Genomic DNA, 23816 nt, shown 5'->3' on the forward strand with positions numbered 1-23816 from the left:
GAAGGCCCACATCCTAATCCGGGCCGTTTTTGAGCGCGCTGACGGAGATCAAGCCTCACCTACTCGCCCAAAAGAATAAAAATTCATTATTAGTGAAAATTAATTCACTTCATGCGCAATGATGATTTCTTATCATTTTTATCGTGTAACAACATCGATAACAATTCGCTTAAAAACAGTAGCATTTATTAATAAACATCGGCAATGCCATATATTGCGCTGGGAATTCACTCTACATCAGCACGGTGCGCAAATAACACGCGCATGAGACAGTGAGACAGCTCACACTTCATCCGCTGCTATTTGACATTCCATTGCGGTTAAAAAATCAGTTATTTCATTTTAAATCAATAAATTACTTTGATTTTCCATGCTATCGGCAACGGTGCAGGCCATATTTGACCTGCATCCCCTTTCTGGAATAAGTTGGGAGTCCGCTGGAAGATTTCCGGGCGGGCAAACGTCCCGCCATATTTATGCAGTATTTTACGACTCCTCCGAAACAAGTTAATACCACTTGTGGATGCCCTTACACGGGGCCGTTACCCGGGACGAACAGCCGTGCCAGTTGATCTGGCGGCGACGTCTGCGCGACGGACCTGACGTAGTGGTGGGAGTCACGCAGAGCCTGGGGAGGTTCACTGATATGTTGTACGATTCATCCCTTGAGAAGGATAACTGTGGCTTCGGCCTGATCGCCCACATAGAAGGCGAGCCGAGCCACAAGGTCGTCCGTACCGCCATCCATGCGCTGGCGCGCATGCAGCATCGCGGGGCGATCCTGGCCGATGGAAAAACCGGTGACGGTTGCGGCCTGTTGTTACAAAAACCCGAACGCTTTTTCCGCATGGTCGCGGAAGAACGCGGCTGGCGCTTAGCAAAGAACTACGCCGTCGGCATGATATTTCTCAGTCAGGATGAGCAAGAGGCCCGTGCCAGCCGCCGCATCGTGGAAGAAGAGTTGCAGAATGAAACGCTGTCGATCGTCGGCTGGCGCGACGTTCCCACCAATCCGGACGTACTGGGCGAAATCGCCCTCTCCTCCCTGCCGCGTATTGAGCAGGTCTTCGTCAACGCCCCGGCAGGCTGGCGCCCGCGCGATATGGAGCGCCGTCTGTTCATCGCCCGCCGCCGTATCGAAAAGCGTATTGAAGATAAAGACTTTTACGTTTGCAGCTTTTCAAACTTAGTCACCATCTATAAAGGGCTGTGCATGCCCGCGGATCTGCCGCGCTTTTATCTTGATCTGGCCGATCTGCGCATGGAATCCGCCATCTGCCTGTTCCACCAGCGCTTTTCCACCAACACGGTGCCGCGCTGGCCGCTGGCGCAGCCTTTCCGTTATCTGGCGCACAACGGCGAAATCAATACCATTACCGGTAACCGCCAGTGGGCGCGCGCCCGCGCCTACAAATTTAAAACACCGCTGATCCCCGATTTGCAGGACGCCGCGCCGTTCGTTAACGAAACCGGCTCCGACTCCAGCTCCCTCGACAACATGCTGGAGCTGTTCCTGAGCGGCGGTATGGACCTGCTGCGCGCCATGCGGCTGTTGGTGCCGCCGGCCTGGCAGAACAACCCGAACATGGACCCGGAGCTGCGCGCGTTCTTCGACTTCAACTCCATGCACATGGAACCGTGGGACGGCCCGGCCGGCATCGTCATGTCAGACGGTCGCTTCGCCGCCTGTAACCTCGACCGTAACGGCCTGCGCCCGGCGCGCTACGTCATCACCAAAGACAAGCTGATCACCTGCGCCTCCGAAGTCGGCATCTGGGACTACCAGCCCGACGAAGTGCTGGAGAAAGGGCGCGTCGGCCCCGGCGAACTGATGGTTATCGACACCCGCAACGGACGCATCCTGCACTCTGCGGAAACCGATAACGATCTGAAGAGCCGCCATCCTTATAAAGAGTGGATGGAGAAAAACGTTAAGCACCTGGTTCCGTTCGAGGAACTGCCGGACGATCAGGTCGGCAGCCGCGAGCTGGACGAGGCGATGCTGCAAACGTACCAAAAACAGTTTGGTTACAGCAGCGAAGAGCTGGAGCAAATTTTGCGCGTGCTGGGCGAAAACGGCCAGGAAGCGACCGGCTCGATGGGCGACGACACGCCTTTCGCCGTGCTTTCCAGCCGCCCGCGCGTGATTTACGACTACTTCCGCCAGCAGTTCGCCCAGGTCACTAACCCGCCGATCGATCCGCTGCGCGAAGCGCACGTCATGTCGCTGGCGACCAATATCGGCCGCGAAATGAACGTGTTCTCGGAAGCGGAAGGTCAGGCGCACCGCCTGAGCTTTAAGTCGCCGATTCTGCTCTATTCCGACTTCCGTCAGCTCGTGACGCTGGAAGGCGAATACTACCGCGCCGAAACACTGGATCTGACGTTCAGCCCGGCGCAGAAAGATCTGCAACAGGCGATCGCCGATCTGTGCGATGAAGCAGAACGGCGGGTGCGCGACGGCGCCGTCCTGCTGGTGCTGTCGGATCGCGCTATCGCCGCCGATCGCTTGCCGATCCCGGCGCCAATGGCCGTCGGCTCGGTGCAGGCGCGGCTGGTGGATAAGAGCCTGCGCTGCGACGCCAACATCATCGTTGAAACCGCCAGCGCGCGCGATCCGCATCATTTCGCCGTGCTGCTCGGCCTGGGCGCCACCGCCATCTATCCTTATCTGGCGTACGAATCCCTGGCGCAGTTGATCGACACGCACGCCATCGACAAGCCTTACCGCGACGTGATGCTGAATTACCGCAACGGCATCAACAAAGGGCTGTACAAAATCATGTCGAAGATGGGGATCTCGACCATCGCGTCTTACCGCTGTTCGTTGCTGTTCGAAGCCGTCGGGCTGCACCGCGACGTCAGCACGCTGTGCTTCCCCGGCGTGATCAGCCGCATCAGCGGCGCCAACTTCGCGGATTTCCAGCAGGATCTGCAAAACCTGTCGCGTCGTGCCTGGCTGCAGCGTAAACCGCTGGAACAGGGCGGCTTGCTCAAGTTCGTCCACGGCGGCGAATACCATGCCTATAACCCGGACGTGGTGCAGAACCTGCAAAAGGCGGTGCAAAGCGGCGACTACGCCGACTACCGCAGCTATGCCAAACAGGTTAACGAGCGGCCCGCCGCCACCCTGCGCGATTTGCTGACCATCAAGCCCGGCACCGAATCCATCGAACTGGACAGCGTGGAGCCCGCCAGCGAGTTGTTCAAGCGCTTCGACACCGCGGCGATGTCCATCGGCGCGTTAAGCCCGGAGGCCCATGAGTCTCTGGCCGAAGCGATGAACAGCCTGGGCGGCTTCTCCAACTCCGGCGAAGGCGGGGAAGATCCGGCGCGTTACAAAACCAACAAGGTTTCCCGTATCAAACAGGTGGCTTCCGGCCGCTTCGGCGTCACGCCGGCCTATCTGGTTAACGCCGACGTGATTCAGATCAAGGTGGCGCAGGGAGCTAAACCGGGCGAAGGCGGACAGTTGCCGGGCGATAAGGTTACGCCTTATATCGCCAGGCTGCGTTACTCCGTGCCCGGCGTAACGCTGATTTCACCTCCGCCGCATCACGATATCTACTCCATCGAAGACCTGGCTCAGCTGATTTTCGACCTGAAGCAGGTTAACGATAAGGCGCTGATTTCCGTGAAGCTGGTTTCCGAACCGGGCGTCGGCACCATTGCTACCGGGGTGGCAAAAGCCTACGCCGATCTGATCACCATTGCCGGCTACGATGGCGGCACCGGCGCCAGCCCGCTTTCCTCGGTGAAATATGCCGGCAGCCCGTGGGAACTGGGGCTGGTAGAAACCCAGCAGGCGCTGGTCGCCAACGGCCTGCGCCATAAAATTCGCTTACAGGTGGACGGCGGCCTGAAAACCGGCGTCGACATCGTAAAAGCCGCCATCCTCGGCGCGGAAAGCTTCGGCTTCGGCACCGGCCCGATGGTCGCGCTGGGCTGTAAATACCTGCGTATCTGCCACCTGAACAACTGCGCCACCGGCGTCGCCACCCAGGACGAAAAACTGCGCCGCGATCACTATCACGGCCTGCCGGAACGCGTGGTGAACTACTTCACCTTTATCGCGCGCGAAACCCGTGAAATTATGGCGGAGCTGGGCATTTCCCGTCTGGTAGACCTGATCGGCCGTACCGATCTGCTGCGCGAACTGGACGGTTTCTCCGCCCGGCAACAGAAGCTGGACCTCTCCGTATTGCTGAAAACCGCGCAACCGCAGCCGGGCAAAGCGGTGTATTGCACCGAAAGCAACCCGCCCTTCGACAAGGGCGCGCTGAACAAGCAGTTGCTGGAGCAGTCTCTGCCCGCCATAGACGCGAAGCAGAGCAAAGTCGCTTTCTTCGACATCCGTAACACCGACCGTTCGGTGGGCGCGTCGCTGTCCGGCGCCATCGCCAGGCTGCACGGCGATCAGGGGCTTGCCAGCGATCCGATCAAGGCGCACTTTACCGGCACCGCGGGCCAGAGCTTCGGCGTATGGAACGCAGGCGGCGTTGAGCTGACCCTGACCGGCGACGCCAACGACTACGTCGGCAAAGGCATGGCAGGCGGGCGCATCGTCGTACGTCCGCCGGTCGGCTCTGCATTCCGCAGCAATGAGGCCAGCATCATCGGCAACACCTGCCTGTACGGTGCCACCGGCGGCAAGCTGTTCGCCGCAGGTCGCGCCGGTGAACGCTTCGCGGTGCGTAACTCCGGCGCAATTACCGTTGTGGAAGGCATCGGCGATAACGGCTGTGAATACATGACCGGCGGCATCGTCTGCGTGTTGGGCCGCACCGGCATCAACTTCGGCGCGGGCATGACCGGCGGCTTCGCCTATGTGCTGGATGAAGACGGCGATTTCCGCAAGCGCGTGAACCCCGAGCTGGTGGAAGTGCTTGATGTGGATGCGTATGCCATTCACGAAGAACACCTGCGCGGACTGATTACCGAACACGTGCAGCTCACCGGCTCCAGCCACGGCGAAGAAATTCTGGCCGACTGGCCGGAATGGGCGCCGAAGTTTGCCCTGGTCAAACCCAAGTCCAGCGACGTCAAGGCATTGTTGGGTCACCGCAGCCGTTCAGCCGCCGAGCTGCGGGTTCAGGCGCAGTAAGGTCAGGAAGGAAAGAGAGCAATGAGTCAGAATGTTTATCAGTTTATCGACCTGCAGCGCGTAGATCCGCCCAAGAAGCCGCTTAAGATCCGTAAGATCGAGTTCGTGGAGATCTACGAGCCGTTTTCTGAAACGCAGGCCAAAGCCCAGGCGGATCGCTGCCTTGCCTGCGGCAACCCGTATTGCGAGTGGAAATGCCCGGTTCACAACTACATTCCCAACTGGCTGAAGCTGGCTAACGAAGGGCGCATCATGGAAGCGGCGGACCTGGCACACCAGACCAACAGCCTGCCGGAAGTCTGCGGGCGCGTTTGTCCGCAGGATCGCCTGTGTGAAGGCTCCTGCACCCTGAACGACGAGTTCGGCGCGGTCACCATCGGCAACATCGAGCGCTATATCAATGATAAGGCGCTGGAGATGGGCTGGAAGCCGGATATGTCCCACGTGCGCCCGACCGGCAAACGCGTGGCGGTGATCGGCGCCGGTCCGGCCGGCCTCGCCTGCGCCGACGTGCTGGCGCGTAACGGCGTACAGGCGGTGGTGTTCGATCGCCATCCGGAAATCGGCGGCCTGCTGACCTTCGGCATTCCTGCCTTCAAGCTGGAAAAAGAGGTGATGGTGAAGCGGCGCGAGATATTCACCGGTATGGGCATTGAGTTCCGTCTCAACACCGAAGTGGGCAAAGACGTCGCCTTGAACGATCTGCTGGCGGAGTTCGACGCCGTCTTCCTCGGCGTGGGTACTTATCAGTCAATGCGCGGCGGGTTGGAAAATGAAGACGCCAGCGGCGTATTCGACGCCCTGCCGTTCCTGATCGCCAATACCAAGCAGCTGATGGGCTATCCCGCCTCCGCGCAAGAGCCGTACATCAGCATGGAAGGCAAGCGCGTGGTGGTGCTGGGCGGCGGTGATACCGCGATGGACTGCGTGCGCACCTCGGTGCGTCAGGGAGCCACGCAAATCACCTGTGCCTATCGCCGCGACGAAACCAACATGCCCGGCTCCCGACGCGAAGTGAAAAATGCGCGCGAAGAAGGCGTAGAGTTTATGTTCAACCTTCAGCCGCTGAGCATTGAACTGAACGGCTCAGGCCGGGTGTGCGGCATTAAGATGGTGCGCACCGAACTGGGTGAAGCGGATGCCCAGGGGCGCCGCAGCGCCCGCCCGGTGCCCGGCTCAGAACACATTCTCGACGCCGACGCCGTCATCATGGCCTTCGGTTTCCGTCCGCACGCAATGGCGTGGCTGGCTGAGCATGGCGTGGAGTTGGATCATCAGGGGCGCATCGTCGCGCCGGAAGGCCATGACAATGCCTTCCAGACCAGCAACCCCAAGATCTTCGCCGGCGGCGACGCCGTGCGCGGCTCGGATCTGGTGGTCACCGCCATTGCCGAGGGGCGCAAAGCGGCGGAAGGCATCATGAACTATCTGGAAGTGTAAATCAGTACCATGCGGGGCCGCCCTGGCCCCGCTTCATCCTACCCCAACAAACCCGCAATATAATCATCACCTTTTCATTACCCGCCGTCGGGGATATGCTCATAGCAACCGGCGCGTTTGCCGGCGTGAAATATAAATAACTCTACCCAGGAAGGCTCTTATCTATGTCACTTATCGAAAAACTGGAACAGCGCATTCAGCAATCGGGGGGATTTATCGTCTCTTGCCAGCCCATCCCCGGCAGCCCCATGGATCACCCTGAGATCGTCGCGGCGATGGCGCTTGCCGCCGCACAGTCGGGCGCCGCGGCGCTGCGTATTGAAGGGCTCGCCAATCTGCGCGCGGTACGTGAAAAAGTGAAGATCCCCATTATCGGTATTATCAAGCATGATCTGGAGGACTCACCCGTGCGCATCACGCCGTTTCTGGAAGATATTGACGCGCTGAAAGAGGCTGGCGCGGATCTGATCGCTTTCGACGGCACGCAGCGTGAGCGCCCGGTAAGTACGGAAATGCTGATTAACCGCATTCACCACCACGGCATGCCCGCCATTGCAGACTGCTCCAATGCAGAAGACGGCATGCTGTGCCATCAGCTCGGCGCAGATTTCATCGCCACCACCCTTTCCGGCTACACTTCCATCCATACGCCGGTTGAGCCGGATCTGGCGCTGGTTACCACGCTGAGCCAGCAAGGGTGCAAGGTTATTGCGGAAGGGCGCTACAACACCCCGGCGCAGGCTGCGCAAGCTATGCGTCTGGGCGCGTGGGCCGTGACCGTCGGCTCAGCCATTACCCGCATAGAAAATATCTGTCAGTGGTATCGCGAGGCGATGAAGCCTGCATAAGCGGCATAAAAAAGCCGGTTCGACTGAACCGGCTTTTTAATCACTTAACCACCCGCAGTGACGGACGCCCGCGCGGCGGCGGATCGTTGTCGTCATCACCGCCCTCTTCCGGGTCAGCGTCGGACAGGCTGCCGTCAATAACCGTCATACCCGGCTCCTGCGCCGGAACTTCTTCATTGACGGGCATCAGCGGCATTTCATCTTCGTAGGCGGATTCCGGTTCAAACATCGTACCCGCCCCGTTTTCCCGCGCATAAATCGCCATCACGGACGACATCGGCACGTAGACCTGACGCGGAACGCCGCCGAAACGGGCGTTAAAGCGCACGGCGTCATCGCCCAGCTCCAGGTTTCCCACCGCCCGCGGGGCGATATTCAGCACGATCTGTCCGTCACGTGCAAACTCCATGGGCACCATCACGCCGGGGCGATTGACATCCACCACCAGATGCGGCGTGAGCTGGTTGTCCAGCAGCCATTCATAGAAAGCGCGCAGCAGGAAGGGACGGCGCGGTGACATTTGCGACAGTTCCATCCCTCATTAACCCCGGGTGTGCAGGCGCATTTCACGCTCGGCTTCAGTCAGCGAAGCCAGGAATGCATCGCGTTCAAAGACGCGCGTCATGTAGCCTTTCAGCTCTTTGGAGCCAGAGCCGGCAAGCTCGATGCCCAGTACCGGCAAACGCCATAACAGCGGCGCCAGATAGCAATCCACCAGGCTGAACTCATCGCTCATGAAGTACGGCTTTTGCGAGAACACCGGCGCTACCGCCAGCAGTTCTTCACGCAGCTGTTTACGCGCGTTATCGGCTTCCTGAACGTTGCCTTTTTCGATCTTGAACAGCAGGGTGTACCAGTCGTTCTCGATGCGGTGCATCATCAGGCGGCTTTCACCGCGCGCAACCGGGTAAACCGGCATCAGCGGCGGATGCGGGAAACGCTCATCCAGATATTCCATGATGATGCGGGATTCATACAGCGTCAGCTCGCGATCTACCAGAGTCGGCACCGTGCGATACGGGTTGAGGTCAATCAGATCCTGAGGCAGGTTATCCGTCTCAACCTGCTCAATCTCAACGCTGACACCTTTTTCAGCCAGCACAATACGTACCTGGTGGCTAAAAATGTCAGTCGGACCGGAAAACAGCGTCATCACCGAACGTTTGTTGGCAGCGACAGCCATGAAAACCTCCAAGTTTATCCAGAAAACGGTATAAATAGCCGGCCAGTGCCGCTATTCAGGGAAGAGCCTTCGCCCCGTTATGCCGTTTGAGCAAAAATAGTTATACACCGTAAGTTGCCTCTTCGCTGACCACGACCAAAATGCCGAGCGCATAACGACCATGCTCTCAGGAATTTACCCGCAGCCACCTCGACGCATCTTGAATGATCTCGTGTATATAAGGTCGATGAAGAAACGGTGAGTTTTCATTTACCGATGTGTTGCTCAAGATGTGTACGGTCATACAGGACACAAAAGTGGGGGGTAGTTTACCAGATTTTAAGCGGCTTGTGGGAGCACAGCGGTAGGATCGACAGCTAATTATCTGAAAATGCTTTTATTTTTCATGTCCATTATATTTTTTTATATAAAAAACCCGGCCGGAGCCGGGCTTTTCGCGTTGATTGTCTGCCGAAGCAGAAGCCAATTAACGCTTGGAGAACTGCGGACGACGACGTGCTTTGCGCAGACCCACTTTCTTACGTTCAACCTGACGGGCGTCACGAGTGACGAAGCCGGCTTTACGCAGATCGGAGCGCAGAGTCTCATCATATTCCATCAGTGCACGGGTGATACCGTGACGAATCGCACCAGCCTGACCGGAGATGCCGCCACCTTTAACGGTGATGTACAGATCCAGTTTCTCAACCATGTCGACCAGTTCCAGCGGCTGACGAACCACCATGCGGGCGGTTTCGCGACCGAAGTACTGCTCCAGGCTGCGCTGGTTAATTACGATTTTACCGCTGCCCGGTTTGATAAAGACGCGTGCTGCGGAGCTTTTGCGGCGACCAGTGCCGTAGTATTGATTTTCAGCCATTGCCTATAATCCCGATTAAATGTCCAGAACTTGCGGTTGCTGTGCCGCGTGATTGTGCTCGTTACCCGCGTAAACTTTCAGTTTACGGTACATAGCACGACCCAGCGGGCCCTTCGGCAGCATGCCTTTAACCGCGATTTCAATCACACGCTCAGGGTGGCGGGCAATCATCTCTTCAAAGGTCGCTTCTTTGATACCACCGATGTAGCCAGTGTAGTGATAGTACTTCTTGTCAGCACGCTTGTTACCGGTTACGGCAACTTTTTCTGCGTTCAGAACGATGATGTAATCACCGGTATCAACGTGCGGAGTGTATTCCGCTTTGTGCTTGCCGCGCAGACGACGAGCCAGTTCAGTTGCCAGACGGCCTAAAGTTTTGCCGGTAGCATCAACAACATACCAGTCACGTTTTACGGTCTCTGGTTTAGCTGTAAAAGTTTTCATTATAAAGCTTACCCAATTTTAGTTACACGTTGGTGAACACCCAAGCGCTTGTTTTTGAATAAAGTGTTGAGGTTCACACGACCATCGTCCAGCAAACCTACCCCTTCGAATAGCAAATGCCGGCACATAAAGTTTCGGGAAAAAAACTTTGTTGTAACGTGGGGTCGCAGGATTATAGAGAAGTTGGCAGGAAAGATCGACCGGTTTTTACCAGGAAAAAGGAAAGAAACGCCCGCAGAGGCAGCCGCGTTTCGCCCGCGGGAAACGCGGCGATTTCATGGCGCTTCCCACGGGCAACCCTGGTCTGCCCGCCTTAATTAAGGCAAATGCGGAAGCCTGAGATACTCCTCGCTCTGCATTTCCTGCAAACGCGACAGGCAGCGTTGATATTCAAACTTCAGATGTTCGGCCTGATAGATCTCGAACATCGGGGCTTCGGCGCTGATAATCAGCTTGATGTGGCGTTCATAGAATTCGTCAACCAGCGCCAGGAAGCGGCGGGCGGCGTTTTCCTGCGCCGAATCCTTCATCACCTTAACGTTATGCAGGAACACCGTGTGATACATGCGCGACAACGCGATGTAATCCAGCTGACTGCGCGCCTCTTCGCACAATACCGAATATTCCACGGCCAGCGTTCCTTCCGCGCTGCGCAGCGCCTGCAACGGACGGTGGTTAATTTCCAGCAGCGGATTGATCTCACCCGTCTTGCCCGTCAGGCGCGTGAACATTTGCGTCATCTCCTGCTCTGTTTGCGGCGACAGCGGAGAAAGGTAGAGATGCGCCTGCGTCAGGGTACGCAGGCGATAGTCCACGCCCGCGTCTACGTTCATCACGTCGCAATATTTCTTGATCTGCTCAATGGCCGGCAGGAAGCGCGCCCGTTGCAGGCCGTTGCGGTACAGGTTGTCAGGCGGAATATTGGACGTCGCGACCAGGGTTATCCCGCGCGCAAACAGCGCTTCAAGCAACGTGCCCAGCAACATGGCGTCGGTGATATCGGAAACGAAGAATTCGTCGAAGCACAGCACGTCGGTCTGCGCTTTGAAACCGTCAGCCACAATCTCCAGCGGATTTTCCTGCCCCTGCAGCTGGGTCAGTTCCTCATGAACCCGCAGCATAAAGCGGTGGAAATGCAGCCTTAGCTTACGTTCGCCCGGCAAACTGTGGAAAAACATATCCATCAGCCAGGTTTTCCCCCGCCCGACGCCGCCCCACATATACAGGCCGGTGACCGGCGGTTGCGGCTGCGTTTTCTTCCCCATCAGACGTTGCAGCCTGCCGCGCAGGCCCGCATCCTGCGCTGCCGGCACCGCCTGAGCGCGGGCGATGAGGCCCTGCTGAACCAGCGTCAGCGCGTCAACGGTACGGCGCTGAACGTCATCAGGTTGGTATTCCCCTCCCTCCAGCGCCAACTGATAAAGCTGCGCCGGCGTCTGAAGCGATGATGCGGTGTTCGTTTGCATGTGGTACAGGTGCCCTTTTAAAATTATTTTTCGTTGTTATGACGAATGCGCTTGTGCGCAATTCGCCGCTAATTGTCGCGCGTTAGCAGCGATTTGTCTCGCATCGTTGAATCTTTCCGGCCTTTCATTGTGGGTAAATGTCCCTCAGGACTCCACTCCGGTGCGCTTAGCGGTTATAGTGTCGGTACTAAAGACAAATCGTATTCCTGGAACCCTGCCAGGCCGTCTAAACATTTCAGACCGTGTGTACCCAAAGGATTTCACGCCGAAAGACGAAGGGTATAAAAACAATAGAGATAGGAGTCATCATGACCTGGGAGTATGCGCTGATTGGTCTCGTTGTCGGCATCGTGATCGGTGCGCTTGCGATGCGTTTCGGTAATCGCAAGCTGCGCGAGCAGCAGACGTTGCAAAACGAGCTGGAGAAAAGCAAGACAGAGCTGGAAGAGTACCGTCAGGAACTGGTAAGTCACTTTGCCCGTAGCGCCGAGCTGCTGGACAACATGGCGAACGACTATCGTCAGCTGTATCAGCACATGGCGAAAAGCTCCAACAGCCTGCTGCCGGATATGCCTCCCAATGACAATCCGTTCCGCTATCGCCTTACCGAAGCCGATAACGATCAGGCTCCCGTCGAGTTCCCGCCGCGTGACTACTCCGAAGGCGCCTCCGGCCTGCTGCGCGCTGAACGCCGCGATTAATCCTGCTTCCGGCGTCCGCAATGCTCATTGCGGACGCTTTTCTTTGTTATCTCATTGGCTTCCGGGAACTTTTACGGCCCGTGCGGTCATAGAATAATGGAAAAATGTTTCAGCCTGTAAAATTACGGGCAGAAAGAGAATGCATAGGAAATCCCGTTGGTACGTAACGAGAGAACATTGAAATGATGAAGAGAACTTTATTGCTGAGCCTGCTCTCTTTGAGCATCGGACTTACGTTAACCTCCGCACCCGTCGCCCATGCCGCGCTTCCTCCGATGGTGGCCGGGCAGAGTTTACCAAGTCTGGCACCCATGCTGGATAAAGTCCTTCCCGCCGTCGTCAGTGTTCGCATTGAAGGAACCCAGACGATCCGCCAGCGTAAAACAACCCGTCAGTTTGAGGGCCTGGGGTCGGGCGTGATCATCGATGCCCAGAAAGGTTACGTACTGACCAACAACCACGTGATCAACAACGCCGACAAGATCACCGTGCAGCTCAATAACGGCCAGGAATATGAAGCCAAGCTGATTGGCCGCGATGAGCAGTCGGACATCGCCCTGTTGCAGCTCAATAACGCGTCCAACCTGACCGCGATTAAAATCGCCGACTCCGACCACCTGCGAGTCGGCGACTTCGCCGTTGCGGTAGGCAACCCGTTCGGGCTGGGGCAGACCGCCACGTCGGGGATCATCTCCGCGCTTGGCCGCAGCGGGCTGAACATGGAAGGGCTGGAAAACTTTATTCAGACCGATGCCTCCATCAACCGCGGCAACTCCGGCGGCGCGCTCGTTAACCTGAACGGCGAGCTGATCGGCATTAACACCGCCATCCTGGCGCCCAGCGGCGGCAACATCGGCATCGGGTTCGCCATTCCCAGCAACATGGCGCAAAGCCTGAGCCAGCAGTTAATTCAGTTCGGCGAAGTCAGACGCAGCATCCTCGGCATCCGCGGGCGCGAAATGACCGCCGATATCGCCAAAGCTTTCAAGCTGAACGTGCAACGCGGCGCCTTCGTTAACGAAGTCATGTCCGGTTCCGCCGCGGCGAAAGCCGGCATCAAGGCCGGCGACGTCATCATTTCCCTGGATGGCAAAACCATCAACAGCTTCGCCGAACTGCGCGCGAAGATCGGTTCCGTCGCGCCGGACACGACGGTAAACGTCGGCCTGATCCGCGAGCAGAAAAACATGACGCTGCCGGTCAAGCTGGAAGGCGGCGCGGGGAAACTCACCAATGCCCAAAGCCTGAACCCGGCGCTGCAGGGCGCAACCCTGAGCGAAGGCAACTTCAAAGGCGCCAAGGGCATCGCGGTCGACAGCGTGGTCAAAGATTCCGAGGCCGCCAGGGCGGGTATTCACAAGGGCGACCTGATTATCGGCGTCAACCGCCAGCGGGTGCGCGACCTCAAAGAACTGCGCCAGGCACTGGACGCCAAACCGCCGGTCATCGCGCTTAACATTATCCGCGCCGGTGAGAACATTTACCTGCTGCTGCGCTGACCTCAGTTCGGTATTTTCCGTTTATATCCGGAAAAATAGCTGCTCTATCTCCCTGAAACAGAAAAGGGAGTAAAATGCGGACACAATGATAGGATGTGTCCGCATTTCTCTGATATTCTCCCTAATATTTCCCCCTGTTGCCGTTTAAAACGTTTATGGCTTAAAACATCATGCTCGTTAAGTTATTACGCTCGATCATTATCGGTCTGATTGTTGCCGCCATTTTGCTGGTTGCCGTTCCCTCATTGCGCCCCGCCGGTTTTTCATTCTGGCGTACGGCTTCCTTTGAAGAAGTGCCGCTGAGCTACAACCAGGCGGTCAAACGGGCCGCGCCGGCCGTCGTTAATATTTATACCCGCAGCGCCAGCGAGCAGGACAACAACAGCCTGGGATTCAAAACCCTCGGTTCCGGCGTCATCATGGACAAACGAGGCTACATCCTGACCAACCTGCACGTGATCCGCGGCGCCAGCCAGATTGTGGTCGCCCTGCAAGACGGGCGTGTATTTGAACCTATGCTGGTCGGTTCCGACCCGATGACCGATCTCGCGGTGCTGAAAATTACGGCCAACAACCTGCCGGTAATCCTGATCAATCCTGAACGCGTCGCCCACATCGGCGACGTAGTGCTGGCGATCGGCAACCCCTACAACATCGGGCAAAGCACCACGCAGGGCATTATCAGCGCAACCGGCCGCATCGGCCTGAGCGGCAACGGGCGGCAAAACTTTTTACAGACCGACGCCTCCATCAACCACGGCAACTCCGGCGGCGCACTGGTCAACAGCCTGGGCGAACTGATGGGCATCAACACCCTGACGCTGGATAAGAGCAACACCGGCGAGGTGCCGGAGGGATTAAGCTTTGCGATTCCCACCGCGCTGGCGACGAAGATCATGGGGAAACTCATTCGTGACGGACGGGTTATCCGCGGCTTTATCGGCATCAGCGGCAGCGAAATCACCCCGGTTTACAACGCGGGAAACAGCATCGAGCGTATTCAGGGGATCATCATCAGCGACCTGACGCCCGGCGGCCCGGCGGCCAACGCCGGCCTGCGCCGCGGCGATATCATCCTGAGCGTGGATAACAAGCCTGCGGTCAACGTGATGGAAACCATGGACCAGGTGGCGGAAATCCGGCCCGGTACGGAAATTCCGGTCATGATCATGCGTAATGGGCAACGTTACAAAATCAGCGTAACGATTATGGAGTTCCCTGACTCGCCATAGCGGCGGCATAGCCAGTCACCGGCTCACAAGCAAGAAAAAAACAGGCGCGGTCCTCAAGGCACCGCGCCTGTTTTTATCTGCCCGTCAGAGCGAATGATTACTCCGTGACGCGCTCAATCTTCGCGCCCAGCGCGCTCAGCTTATCTTCAATACGGTCATAACCGCGATCGATATGATAAATACGATCGACGATAGTCACGCCTTCCGCGATACAGCCGGCCAATACCAGGCTGGCGGATGCACGCAGGTCGGTTGCCATCACCTGTGCGCCGGAAAGCGTCTCTACGCCGTGGCAAATCACCGTATTGCCTTCAATTTCCGCGTGCGCGCCCATACGGATTAATTCCGGGATGTGCATAAAGCGGTTCTCGAAGATCGTCTCGGTCAGCACGCCGGTGCCTTCGGCGACCAGGTTCAGCAGGCTGAACTGCGCCTGCATGTCGGTCGGGAATCCCGGATGCGGCGCAGTACGCACGGTCACCGCCTTCGGCCGCTTACCGTGCATATCCAGGGAGATCCAGTCCTCGCCCACTTCAATTTCCGCACCGGCTTCGCGCAGCTTCGCCAGCACGGCATCCAGGGTGTCCGGGCAGGCATTGCGGCAGATGACTTTACCGCGGGATACCGCCGCCGCCACCAGGAAAGTGCCGGTTTCAATGCGGTCAGGCAGCACGCGGTACACGCCGCCGCCCAGGCGCTGCACGCCTTCAATCGTAATGCGGTCGGTGCCGGCGCCGCTGATTTTCGCACCCAGCGTATTGAGGAAATTAGCCGTATCGACGATTTCCGGCTCACGCGCGGCGTTTTCAATCACCGTGGTGCCTTCAGCCAGGGTCGCGGCGCACATAATCGTCACCGTCGCCCCAACGCTGACTTTATCCATCACGATATGCGCGCCCTTCAGGCGGCCGTCGACGGAAGCCTTCACGTACCCTTCTTCCAGCTTGATCTCTGCGCCCAGTTGCTCCAGACCGCTGATATGCAGGTCTACCGGACGCGCGCCGATGGCGCAGCCGCCCGGCAGGGAAACCTGGCCGCGCCCGAAGCGCGCGACCAGCGGCCCCAGCGCCCAGATAGAAGCGCGCATGGTTTTAACCAGGTCATACGGCGCGCAAAACTCATTCACACCGCTGGCATCCACGTGTACCGAACCGTTGCGCTCAACGCGCGCGCCCAGCTGGCTGAGCAGCTTCATGGTAGTGTCGATATCTTTCAGCTTCGGCACATTCTGAATCTCTACCGGCTCTTCGGCCAGCAAAGCGGCGAACAGAATGGGCAACGCGGCATTTTTTGCCCCTGAAATAGTGACTTCCCCGTTCAGGCGGGTCGGCCCCTGCACACGAAATTTATCCATTGTTAGCGATCTCTGTTAAACATATTCAATGACGCTCCGCCAACAACGCAGCGTCAGTATCCGGTAAGGGCTTAAAAGCCGTTCAGCTTGCGCTCACGCTGCCATTCTTCCGGGGTGAACGCCTTAATGCTCAGGGCGTGAATGCGGTTATCCGCGATATATTCCATCAGCGGCGCGTATACCGCCTGCTGCTTCTTCACCCGGCTCATTCCCGCAAACAGCTCACCGACGGCGATAACCTGGAAGTGGCTGCCGTCTCCGGTCACGTGGGCTTCTTGCAAAGACAGTGCGCCCATTAAAACATCTTTGATTTCGTTGTTGTCCATCGCGCTCAATTCGGTAAGGGTTAGGAAATAATTTAATCGTCCATATTAGTGGAAAGTGGCGTGCGCTTAAACAACGAAAGCCTCTGAAAACGCATGTTCGCAGAGGCTTTCTGAATTATTCCAGTCATTGCGGGAAGTTAGCCCACCGGTGCGGATTCATCCGTGACGATGATGTCACTGAGATTATACAGCGCAATCAGCGTACGCAGACGATCGGTGATGCCGCTTAAAGCCAGCGGGCGCCCCTCGTTTTGCAGGTGTACCAGCATCGCCAGCCCGGCGGAGTCAACGCGCTGAAGCGCGCTGACGTCCAGCAATGACACGCCCTGCAACGCAGACTGACGCGTATCCCACAGCGCCAGCAGCGAATCGCGATCCAGCGCGCCGGACAGTTTCAGCGTCTGCCCTTCTTTCTGCCAGCTCAGGGCGCCGTTACTCATTTTTTCTGTTCCAGCGTAATCGGCTGCTTGGCCGCGGAAATCAGCAGTTGGGTCAGGCCATCAACGCCTTTCTGACGCAGCACGGACGACCACTCGTTTTGCTTGGTGGTGATCATGCTGACGCCTTCGGCAATCATGTCATAGGCCTGCCAGTTGCCGGTTTGGGTATTTTTACGCCACTGGAAGTCCAGGCGCACCGGAGGACGGCCCTGATTGTCGATAATGGTAACGCGGATGGTCGTAATGGTGGCATCGCCCAGCGGACGCTCCGGCGCGACTTCATAGCTCTGCCCGTGGTACATGGCCAGAGCCTGCCCGTAGGCCTGTTCCAGATAGCTCTGGAATGCCTTGAAATAGGCATCGCGCTGAGCCGGCGTCGCGTCCCGGTAGTACTGCCCCAGCACCAGTGCGCCGGCATACTTAATCTGCACGTACGGCATCAGCTCTTCCTGCACCACGTTGCGCAGGTAATCAGGATTCTGCTTGATCTTGGGCTGCTCATTTTTCAGGCGATCAAAGGTCTTTTTGGCCGCGTCGTTCATCAAGCTGTACGGATTGGTCTGATCGGCGGCGGAGGCCGTCGTCGCCACCAACGGCAGAACCGCCAACAGGGCCGCCATCACAAAACGTTTAAACATGCGAAATCCTCTCTCATTGCTCATATTAGTGTGCCGCGGAAGCGGCCGGGTCCTGCGGAGCCTCTCCGTCAGCCGGTTTATTATCGCCGGTATCGCCGCCGCTCTTATACAGGAACTGTCCGATCAGATCCTCCAGCACCATCGCCGACTTCGTATCCTGGATCGTGCCGCCATCTTTAAGGATAGCCGTTCCCATGTCAGGATCTTCAAATCCGATGTTCAGCGCCAGGAATTGCTCCCCGAGCAGGCCGGAAGTACGGATAGCCAGCGAGCTGGTGTCCGGAATATGGTCGTAACGCTGGTTGATGTCCATCGCCACCCGCGGCAGGTAGGTTTTCGGGTCAAGGGTAATATCCGCCACGCGCCCCACCACTACGCCGCCGATTTTGATCGGGGAACGTGCTTTCAGGCCACCGATGTTATCGAACGTCGCATACAGGCGATAAGTTGGCTCATTGCCCAGGGACTTCACGTTCGCCACCTGCAGGCACAGGAAAACGGCGGCACACAGGGCGATAATCAGAAACAGGCCAACCAGAACTTCACTCTTTTTCGTTTGCATCACATTAATTCCCAAACATCAGTGCCGTCAGCACAAAATCCAGACCCAATACCGCCAGCGACGAATGCACCACGGTGCGGGTCGTGGCCCGGCTGATTCCCTCAGAGGTCGGAACCGAATCGTAACCGTTAAACAACGCAATCCATGTCACCGTGATGGCGAAAACCACGCTCTTGATAACACAATACAGCAAGTCGGTGCGCCAGCTGACCGCATCCTGCATGGCGGACCAGAAGAAACCGTCGTCGATTCCCTTCCAGTCGACGCCGACCACGGCGCCGCCCCAGATCCCGACCGCGACGAAAATGATCGTCAGCAACGGCATGCTGATCAGGCCGGCCCAGAAGCGCGGCGCCACTACGCGGCGCAGCGGGTCCACCGCCATCATCTCCATACTGGAGATCTGCTCGGTGGCCTTCATCAGCCCGATTTCCGCCGTCAGGGCGGAACCGGCGCGACCGGCGAACAGTAACGCGGTCACCACCGGCCCCAGCTCACGCAGCAGCGACAGCGCCACCATCAGGCCAAGGCTGCCCTCCGCGCTGTAGGTGGTCAGAACCAGATACCCCTGCAACCCCAGCACCATGCCGATAAACACCCCGGATACCAGGATGATCAACATCGACTGCACGCCGACGCTATAAAGTTGTTTACGCAGCAACGGCCACTGTTTGGCAAACTCGGGTTTACCCACCAGGGCGTTGAACATCATCAGCCCTGCGCGCCCGAACGAAGCGCAGACCCTGATTCCCCGGCGTCCTAACGACGCCAACGCATCTGTTAACATGAAATTATTTACTCCCTGCGCCTAGCAGCGCCGCGCGATAATCACCGGCCGGAAACCGGAACGGCACCGGGCCGTCGGCAATGCCGTCAAGGAACTGACGCACGCGCGGATCGTCGTTAGTCTGCAACTCTTCAGAGGTTCCCTGCGCGATAATGTGCTGTTCCGCCACGATGTAGGCGTAATCGGCGATGCTCAGCACTTCAGGTACGTCATGGGACACCACCACGCAGGTAATACCCAGCGCGTGGTTCAGTTCGTCAATAAGCTTGACCAGCACGCCCATGGTGATGGGGTCCTGGCCGACGAACGGCTCGTCGAACAAAATCATCTCCGGGTCCAGCGCAATCGCGCGCGCCAGCGCCGCACGGCGCGCCATGCCGCCGGACAGCTCGGACGGCATCAGGTTGCCGGCTCCGCGCAGCCCCACCGCTTCCAGCTTCATCAGCACCGTCGTGCGGATCAGCGATTCCGGCATTGCGGTATGCTCGCGCAGCGGAAACGCCACGTTCTCAAACACGGTCAAATCCGTGAACAACGCCCCGGACTGAAACAGCATGCTCATTTTTTTGCGCGCTTCAAACAGATGATGCCGCGAAAGCGCCGGAATATTGTCGCCGTCAAACCAGATCTCGCCGGTATCCGGCCGCAGTTGTCCGCCGATAAGACGCAACAGCGTGGTTTTACCGATACCGGAAGGGCCCATGATCGCCGTGACCTTTCCCTTGGGCACCGTCATCGTGATATCACTGAAAATCTGACGATTGCCACGCCTGAAGCTCATGTTGTGGATTTCAACCAGATTTACTTCCTGTTGATTCATGAACGATTATCTCTCCGGTAGTCTGGTATAAAGGCATTCCGCCGTCCGGACGTGCGCAGCGGAACACCGGGGGACAATTCTAACGCGTTATGCCCCGTAATGGTTCGGATTGCCCCATTCTTACAGAAAATAGCGCAATCCTCCCGTCGAAAGATGCCATTAGTTTTACTTTTCGCTCTCCGGCAGTCAAAATCAACGCGCTGTCAGCGGCAGTGTCTGCTGGCATACTATTGTCATTAAACGTACCGTTATTAAAAGCACTGCTATCAAAGTACCGTGATCAAAAGTACCGTCGTAAGATACCATCGTAATAAAACAGTTCCGGATTATATCCGTTAAAAGGACCCCGCATGCTGCTGGCCACCATGTTGTTGATAATTGGTTTGGTATTATTGGTCTATGGCGCAGACCGTTTGGTGTACGGCGCAGCGGCAATCGCACGATCTTCCGGAGTTTCCCCGATGACCATCGGGATGACCATCGTCGGCGTCGGCACCAGCCTGCCCGAGCTTACCGTGGCGACCACCGCCGCGATGAATTACCAGCCGGACACCGCCATCGGCACGGTGCTGGGCTCCAACATCGCCAACATTCTGCTGATTCTGGGCTGTACCGCCCTTATCCGGCCGCTTTCGGTACGTTCTGATATTCTGAAACGTGAGCTGCCGCTAATGTTAGCCGCAACCGTCCTGTGCGGCCTGGTGCTGTATGACAGCCAGCTGACGTTCCTTAACGGCGTGCTGCTGCTGGCGGCGTTTGCCGGGTTTATCTGGCTGATGCTGAAAATCGCCCGGCAGGCGACCCACGAAACAGGGCGCGATCCGCTCACTGACGAACAGATGGCCGAGCTGCCGGCAGACACCAGCACCACGGTCGCGGTGCTGTGGATGGCGCTGGGGCTGATTATGCTGCCGCTGGCGGCCCGCATCGTCACCGACAACGGCATCGTGGTGGCACGTTATTTCGGCGTCAGCGAACTGGCTATCGGCCTGACCATCATCGCCGTCGGCACCAGCCTGCCCGAACTGGCGACCTCCATCGCCGGCGCGATAAAAGGCGAGCATGACATGGTTTTGGGCAATATTATTGGCTCAAATATCTGTAACATACTGTTGGTGCTGGGGATCCCGGCACTGTTTTTCCCCGGCGGCGCCATCGACCCCAGCGCCTTCGCCAGGGACTACTGGGTGATGCTGGGCGTCAGCATCGTCCTCTGCGTGCTGTGTATGCGGCGCCGGCACAGCATCGGCCATACGGCCGGCGCCCTGCTGGTATGCGGATTTATCGCCTACGTGGCGCTGCTGTTCAGCCAGCACGCCGCGGAATTTATTCAATGAGCGTCGGTCTTAGATCATTAAGTCCCTGAGACGGCAACCACCAGGAACCAAGCGGAAAAAGCACATGTCACATTCAGATTTGCAGCCGGGATTCAGCTTCCAGCAAGCCGGTAAACAGGTTCTCCGCACTGAGCGGGACGGTATCGTTCATCTGGAACAGTACATTAACCACGATTTCGACCGCGCCTGCGAAATGATGATCCATTGCAGCGGCAAAGTCGTGGTAATGGGCATGGGCAAATCCGGCCACATCGGCCGGAAAATCGCCGCTACCCTGGCCAGCACCGGCACCCCGGCGTTTTTCGTCCATCCCGGCGAAGCCAGCCACGGTGATTTGGGCATGATTACCGCGCAGGACGTGGTGATCGCCATTTCCAACTCCGGCGAGTCCGGTGAAATCCTGGCGCTGATCCCGGTCTTAAAACGCCTGCAGGTCCGGCTGATCTGCATGACCAGCAATCCCGACAGCGCAATGGGCAAAGCCGCTGACATTCATCTGTGCATCAAAGTGCCTCAGGAAGCCTGCCCGCTGGGCCTGGCGCCGACCAGCAGCACCACCGCGACGCTGGTAATGGGCGACGCGCTGGCCGTCGCCATGCTCCAGGCGCGCGGCTTCACCGCCGAAGATTTCGCCCTGTCCCATCCGGGCGGCGCGCTGGGGCGCAAGCTGCTGCTGCGCGTCAGCGACATCATGCATTCCGGCGACGAGATCCCGCACGTCAGCCCCGACGCCTCGCTGCGCGACGCGCTGCTGGAAATCACGCGCAAAAACCTGGGCCTGACCGTTATCTGCGACGATCTGATGAAGATCAAAGGTATCTTTACCGATGGCGACCTGCGCCGGATCTTCGACATGGGCATCGATCTCAATAACGCCAAAATCGCCGACGTCATGACCGGCGGCGGCATCCGCGTACGCCCGGAAACCCTGGCCGTTGACGCGCTGAACCTGATGCAATCGCGTCACATCACTTCGCTGCTGGTGGCCGACGGCGATCTCTTGATCGGCGTAGTCCACATGCATGATATGCTGCGCGCTGGCGTAGTTTAAAACTCCTTGCGGTTAAGGAACGTTTGATGAATGAAAATCCGGTGAGCGTCGCCACCTGTTATGGTCCGACGGATGCGTCGGTGATGGTCCGGGCGGAAAAGATCCGCCTGCTGATTTGCGACGTTGACGGCGTGTTATCCGATGGCCTGATCTACATGGGCAATCAGGGCGAAGAACTGAAAGCGTTCAACGTACGCGACGGTTACGGCATCCGCTGCCTGATCACCCAGGGCGTTGAGGTCGCCATCATTACCGGTCGCACCTCCCAATTAGTAGCGGATCGTGCCACGACGCTCGGCATTAGCCACCTCTATCAGGGACAATCTGATAAACTGCTCGCCTTTAACCAACTCCTCGGACAACTGAACCTGAAACCGGAACAGGTTGCCTATATCGGCGACGATTTAATCGACTGGCCGGTGATGGACAAAGTGGGTCTTCCCGTTGCCGTCGCCGACGCTCACCCGCTGTTGCTGCAACGCGTTGCGCAACGGAGCGGCTACGTCACCCGCATCGCGGGCGGGCGCGGCGCGGTGCGTGAGCTTTGCGATCTGATCCTTCAGGCTCAGGGCAAACTGGACGAGGCCAAAGGGTTATCTATATGAGCAAAACCAAACGTTGGCTGATCCTGCTACTGACGCTGGCCGTGCTGGCCCTGATCGGCTGGAACCTGGCAGACATAGGCGAGGACAACACACCGCAGGCGAACGATCCCAGCGAACCGACTTACCAAAGTGAACATACGATTACCGTGGTTTACGATCCAACTGGTAAACTAAACTATAAGCTCCTGGCGGACGACGTGCGTCATTTCGCGCCCCAGGAAACCAATTGGTTTACTAAGCCGGTGCTGACCACATTTGACAAAAACGCATTGCCGACCTGGTCGATCCGTTCCGATCAGGCCATGTTGACCAATAACAAAATGTTATATCTTTACGGCAACGTTGAAGTAAACAGCTTGACGGCGACCTCGCAACTGGAAAGGATCACTACTGATAAAGCACAAGTAAATTTGATCACACAGGATGTGAGTTCTGATGACGAAGTAACGCTTTACGGAACAAACTTCACCTCTCACGGATTAAAAATGCGCGGCAACATGCGGGACAAAACCGCCAGGCTGATTGATAAGGTAACTTCAAACTATGAAATTCAGAAAAAACCAGAAAATAAATAACCTTTTCATTGCCGGCCTGATGTTGGCCGCCAGTTTACCGGCCTTAGCCGTTACCGGTGACACCGACAAGCCGATCAACATCAACTCCATACAGCAGTCGCTGGACATGCAAAGCAATACGGTGACGTTTACCGGCAGCGTGGTGGTTACCCAAGGCACGATCAAGATCAACGCCGACAAAGTGGTTGTGATCCGTCCCAGCGGCCAGCAGGGCAAAGAGGTGGTTGAGGCCTACGGCAATCCGGTCACTTTCTACCAGATGCAGGACAGCGGCAAGCCGGTGAGCGGCCACAGCCAAAAACTGCGCTACGAACTGGAAAAGGATTTCGTCATCCTGACCGGCAACGCTTACCTGGAACAGCTGGACAGCAACGTCAAGGGCGACAAGATCACCTACCTGGTTAAAGAGCAGAAAATGGAAGCGTTCAGCGACAAAGGCAGCCGCGTCAACACCGTGCTGATCCCGTCGCAGCTCCAGGATAAGGGCAACAGCGCCGGCAAGTCCCAGACCAAACCTGCACCGCAGAAAAAGAGTAACTGATTCT

The 23816-nt window shown here is 57.6% G+C and carries 23 protein-coding genes; 11 read left to right on the top strand and 12 right to left on the bottom strand.

The features are described 5' to 3' along the window. The first annotated feature begins 646 nt into the window (after positions 1 to 646). The 3 genes from gltB to C8D90_RS12680 all read left to right on the top strand — a co-directional run bounded on the left by gltB (position 647) and on the right by C8D90_RS12680 (position 7392). Entirely contained in the window at positions 647 to 5104 is a 4458-nt protein-coding gene (gltB, locus tag C8D90_RS12670) for a glutamate synthase large subunit (protein WP_115458809.1), read from the top strand. A gap of 21 nt (positions 5105 to 5125) precedes the next feature. After that, entirely contained in the window at positions 5126 to 6544 is a 1419-nt protein-coding gene (locus C8D90_RS12675) for a glutamate synthase small subunit (protein WP_115458810.1), read from the top strand. A 164-nt stretch (positions 6545 to 6708) separates the two neighbouring features. After that, the gene (locus C8D90_RS12680; RefSeq protein ID WP_115458811.1) at positions 6709 to 7392 is read left to right on the top strand and encodes an N-acetylmannosamine-6-phosphate 2-epimerase; all 684 of its coding nucleotides are present in this window, start codon (positions 6709 to 6711) and stop codon (positions 7390 to 7392) included. Positions 7393 to 7432: 40 nt separating this feature from the next. On the opposite strand, the gene sspB is transcribed toward C8D90_RS12680, so the two are convergent. The 5 genes from sspB to zapE all read right to left on the bottom strand — a co-directional run bounded on the left by sspB (position 7433) and on the right by zapE (position 11344). Further along, positions 7433 to 7927, bottom strand: a complete 495-nt coding sequence (gene sspB / locus C8D90_RS12685) for a ClpXP protease specificity-enhancing factor (RefSeq protein ID WP_115458812.1) — start codon at positions 7925 to 7927, stop codon at positions 7433 to 7435. 6 nt (positions 7928 to 7933) lie between these two features. Beyond that, a complete protein-coding gene (sspA, locus tag C8D90_RS12690; RefSeq protein WP_115458919.1) occupies positions 7934 to 8575 on the bottom strand; it encodes a stringent starvation protein SspA in 642 nt (213 codons plus the stop codon). Positions 8576 to 9041: 466 nt separating this feature from the next. Next, positions 9042 to 9434: a 30S ribosomal protein S9 gene (gene rpsI / locus C8D90_RS12695; RefSeq protein WP_115458813.1), complete on the bottom strand. Its 393-nt coding sequence runs from the start codon at positions 9432 to 9434 to the stop codon at positions 9042 to 9044. Between the two features lie 15 nt (positions 9435 to 9449). Next, positions 9450 to 9878: a 50S ribosomal protein L13 gene (gene rplM / locus C8D90_RS12700; RefSeq protein ID WP_115458814.1), complete on the bottom strand. Its 429-nt coding sequence runs from the start codon at positions 9876 to 9878 to the stop codon at positions 9450 to 9452. 317 nt (positions 9879 to 10195) lie between these two features. Further along, a complete protein-coding gene (zapE, locus tag C8D90_RS12710) occupies positions 10196 to 11344 on the bottom strand; it encodes a cell division protein ZapE (protein WP_115458815.1) in 1149 nt (382 codons plus the stop codon). A gap of 308 nt (positions 11345 to 11652) precedes the next feature. Between zapE and zapG the strand changes: the two genes are divergently transcribed. From zapG to degS, 3 genes are all read left to right on the top strand, one after another. Next, complete coding sequence (gene zapG, locus C8D90_RS12715; RefSeq protein WP_115458816.1) at positions 11653 to 12045, top strand: Z-ring associated protein ZapG; 393 nt, start codon at positions 11653 to 11655, stop codon at positions 12043 to 12045. A 182-nt stretch (positions 12046 to 12227) separates the two neighbouring features. Next, positions 12228 to 13544 (top strand): Do family serine endopeptidase, encoded by a 1317-nt coding sequence (locus C8D90_RS12720; RefSeq protein ID WP_115458817.1) that lies wholly within the window; start codon positions 12228 to 12230, stop codon positions 13542 to 13544. A 170-nt stretch (positions 13545 to 13714) separates the two neighbouring features. Beyond that, positions 13715 to 14776 (top strand): outer membrane-stress sensor serine endopeptidase DegS, encoded by a 1062-nt coding sequence (gene degS / locus C8D90_RS12725; protein ID WP_115458818.1) that lies wholly within the window; start codon positions 13715 to 13717, stop codon positions 14774 to 14776. 97 nt (positions 14777 to 14873) lie between these two features. Here degS and murA read toward each other — a convergent pair whose 3' ends face one another. From murA to mlaF, 7 genes are all read right to left on the bottom strand, one after another. Then, entirely contained in the window at positions 14874 to 16130 is a 1257-nt protein-coding gene (gene murA, locus C8D90_RS12730) for a UDP-N-acetylglucosamine 1-carboxyvinyltransferase (protein ID WP_115458819.1), read from the bottom strand. Between the two features lie 71 nt (positions 16131 to 16201). Beyond that, on the bottom strand, positions 16202 to 16456 hold the full coding sequence (gene ibaG / locus C8D90_RS12735; protein ID WP_115458820.1) for a BolA family iron metabolism protein IbaG: 255 nt from the start codon (positions 16454 to 16456) through the stop codon (positions 16202 to 16204). Positions 16457 to 16593: 137 nt separating this feature from the next. Then, the gene (gene mlaB / locus C8D90_RS12740; protein ID WP_115458821.1) at positions 16594 to 16896 is read right to left on the bottom strand and encodes a lipid asymmetry maintenance protein MlaB; all 303 of its coding nucleotides are present in this window, start codon (positions 16894 to 16896) and stop codon (positions 16594 to 16596) included. Then, the gene (gene mlaC / locus C8D90_RS12745; protein WP_115458822.1) at positions 16893 to 17534 is read right to left on the bottom strand and encodes a phospholipid-binding protein MlaC; all 642 of its coding nucleotides are present in this window, start codon (positions 17532 to 17534) and stop codon (positions 16893 to 16895) included. The genes mlaB and mlaC overlap by 4 nt, the downstream gene beginning before the upstream one ends. Before the next feature lie 25 nt (positions 17535 to 17559). Beyond that, a complete protein-coding gene (gene mlaD / locus C8D90_RS12750; protein WP_115458920.1) occupies positions 17560 to 18096 on the bottom strand; it encodes an outer membrane lipid asymmetry maintenance protein MlaD in 537 nt (178 codons plus the stop codon). Positions 18097 to 18100: 4 nt separating this feature from the next. Continuing rightward, complete coding sequence (gene mlaE / locus C8D90_RS12755) at positions 18101 to 18883, bottom strand: lipid asymmetry maintenance ABC transporter permease subunit MlaE (protein WP_115458823.1); 783 nt, start codon at positions 18881 to 18883, stop codon at positions 18101 to 18103. Positions 18884 to 18887: 4 nt separating this feature from the next. Continuing rightward, positions 18888 to 19703 carry a phospholipid ABC transporter ATP-binding protein MlaF gene (gene mlaF, locus C8D90_RS12760; protein ID WP_115458824.1) on the bottom strand — a complete coding sequence of 272 codons (816 nt, stop codon included), beginning with the start codon at positions 19701 to 19703 and terminating at the stop codon, positions 18888 to 18890. A 350-nt stretch (positions 19704 to 20053) separates the two neighbouring features. Between mlaF and C8D90_RS12765 the strand changes: the two genes are divergently transcribed. The 5 genes from C8D90_RS12765 (at position 20054) to lptA (ending at position 23812) form a co-directional block, all read left to right on the top strand. Next, positions 20054 to 21040 (top strand): calcium/sodium antiporter, encoded by a 987-nt coding sequence (locus C8D90_RS12765; RefSeq protein ID WP_115458825.1) that lies wholly within the window; start codon positions 20054 to 20056, stop codon positions 21038 to 21040. Positions 21041 to 21104: 64 nt separating this feature from the next. Then, positions 21105 to 22091 carry an arabinose-5-phosphate isomerase KdsD gene (kdsD, locus tag C8D90_RS12770; RefSeq protein WP_115458826.1) on the top strand — a complete coding sequence of 329 codons (987 nt, stop codon included), beginning with the start codon at positions 21105 to 21107 and terminating at the stop codon, positions 22089 to 22091. Between the two features lie 26 nt (positions 22092 to 22117). After that, on the top strand, positions 22118 to 22696 hold the full coding sequence (gene kdsC, locus C8D90_RS12775) for a 3-deoxy-manno-octulosonate-8-phosphatase KdsC (protein ID WP_115458827.1): 579 nt from the start codon (positions 22118 to 22120) through the stop codon (positions 22694 to 22696). Beyond that, complete coding sequence (lptC, locus tag C8D90_RS12780; protein ID WP_115458828.1) at positions 22693 to 23271, top strand: LPS export ABC transporter periplasmic protein LptC; 579 nt, start codon at positions 22693 to 22695, stop codon at positions 23269 to 23271. The genes kdsC and lptC overlap by 4 nt, the downstream gene beginning before the upstream one ends. Beyond that, on the top strand, positions 23240 to 23812 hold the full coding sequence (gene lptA, locus C8D90_RS12785) for a lipopolysaccharide ABC transporter substrate-binding protein LptA (RefSeq protein ID WP_115458829.1): 573 nt from the start codon (positions 23240 to 23242) through the stop codon (positions 23810 to 23812). Before lptC ends, lptA begins: the two co-directional genes overlap by 32 nt. Positions 23813 to 23816 lie beyond the last annotated feature (4 nt).

The sequence above is a fragment of the Enterobacillus tribolii genome, from assembly GCF_003363015.1.
Taxonomy (GTDB): Bacteria; Pseudomonadota; Gammaproteobacteria; order Enterobacterales; family Enterobacteriaceae; genus Enterobacillus; species Enterobacillus tribolii.

Excerpts from the sequence above, each read along its gene's own strand:
- C8D90_RS12680 (WP_115458811.1), top strand. The coding sequence starts at position 6,709 with ATGTCACTTATCGAAAAACTGGAACAGCGCATTCAGCAATCGGGGGGA.
- mlaF (WP_115458824.1), bottom strand. The coding sequence starts at position 19,703 with ATGAATCAACAGGAAGTAAATCTGGTTGAAATCCACAACATGAGCTTC.
- ibaG (WP_115458820.1), bottom strand. The coding sequence starts at position 16,456 with ATGGACAACAACGAAATCAAAGATGTTTTAATGGGCGCACTGTCTTTG.
- sspA (WP_115458919.1), bottom strand. The coding sequence starts at position 8,575 with ATGGCTGTCGCTGCCAACAAACGTTCGGTGATGACGCTGTTTTCCGGT.
- C8D90_RS12765 (WP_115458825.1), top strand. The coding sequence starts at position 20,054 with ATGCTGCTGGCCACCATGTTGTTGATAATTGGTTTGGTATTATTGGTC.
- zapE (WP_115458815.1), bottom strand. The coding sequence starts at position 11,344 with ATGCAAACGAACACCGCATCATCGCTTCAGACGCCGGCGCAGCTTTAT.
- rplM (WP_115458814.1), bottom strand. The coding sequence starts at position 9,878 with ATGAAAACTTTTACAGCTAAACCAGAGACCGTAAAACGTGACTGGTAT.
- kdsD (WP_115458826.1), top strand. The coding sequence starts at position 21,105 with ATGTCACATTCAGATTTGCAGCCGGGATTCAGCTTCCAGCAAGCCGGT.
- gltB (WP_115458809.1), top strand. The coding sequence starts at position 647 with ATGTTGTACGATTCATCCCTTGAGAAGGATAACTGTGGCTTCGGCCTG.
- kdsC (WP_115458827.1), top strand. The coding sequence starts at position 22,118 with ATGAATGAAAATCCGGTGAGCGTCGCCACCTGTTATGGTCCGACGGAT.
- lptC (WP_115458828.1), top strand. The coding sequence starts at position 22,693 with ATGAGCAAAACCAAACGTTGGCTGATCCTGCTACTGACGCTGGCCGTG.
- rpsI (WP_115458813.1), bottom strand. The coding sequence starts at position 9,434 with ATGGCTGAAAATCAATACTACGGCACTGGTCGCCGCAAAAGCTCCGCA.
- murA (WP_115458819.1), bottom strand. The coding sequence starts at position 16,130 with ATGGATAAATTTCGTGTGCAGGGGCCGACCCGCCTGAACGGGGAAGTC.
- mlaC (WP_115458822.1), bottom strand. The coding sequence starts at position 17,534 with ATGTTTAAACGTTTTGTGATGGCGGCCCTGTTGGCGGTTCTGCCGTTG.
- mlaB (WP_115458821.1), bottom strand. The coding sequence starts at position 16,896 with ATGAGTAACGGCGCCCTGAGCTGGCAGAAAGAAGGGCAGACGCTGAAA.
- mlaE (WP_115458823.1), bottom strand. The coding sequence starts at position 18,883 with ATGTTAACAGATGCGTTGGCGTCGTTAGGACGCCGGGGAATCAGGGTC.
- C8D90_RS12720 (WP_115458817.1), top strand. The coding sequence starts at position 12,228 with ATGATGAAGAGAACTTTATTGCTGAGCCTGCTCTCTTTGAGCATCGGA.
- C8D90_RS12675 (WP_115458810.1), top strand. The coding sequence starts at position 5,126 with ATGAGTCAGAATGTTTATCAGTTTATCGACCTGCAGCGCGTAGATCCG.
- zapG (WP_115458816.1), top strand. The coding sequence starts at position 11,653 with ATGACCTGGGAGTATGCGCTGATTGGTCTCGTTGTCGGCATCGTGATC.
- sspB (WP_115458812.1), bottom strand. The coding sequence starts at position 7,927 with ATGGAACTGTCGCAAATGTCACCGCGCCGTCCCTTCCTGCTGCGCGCT.
- degS (WP_115458818.1), top strand. The coding sequence starts at position 13,715 with ATGCTCGTTAAGTTATTACGCTCGATCATTATCGGTCTGATTGTTGCC.
- mlaD (WP_115458920.1), bottom strand. The coding sequence starts at position 18,096 with ATGCAAACGAAAAAGAGTGAAGTTCTGGTTGGCCTGTTTCTGATTATC.
- lptA (WP_115458829.1), top strand. The coding sequence starts at position 23,240 with ATGAAATTCAGAAAAAACCAGAAAATAAATAACCTTTTCATTGCCGGC.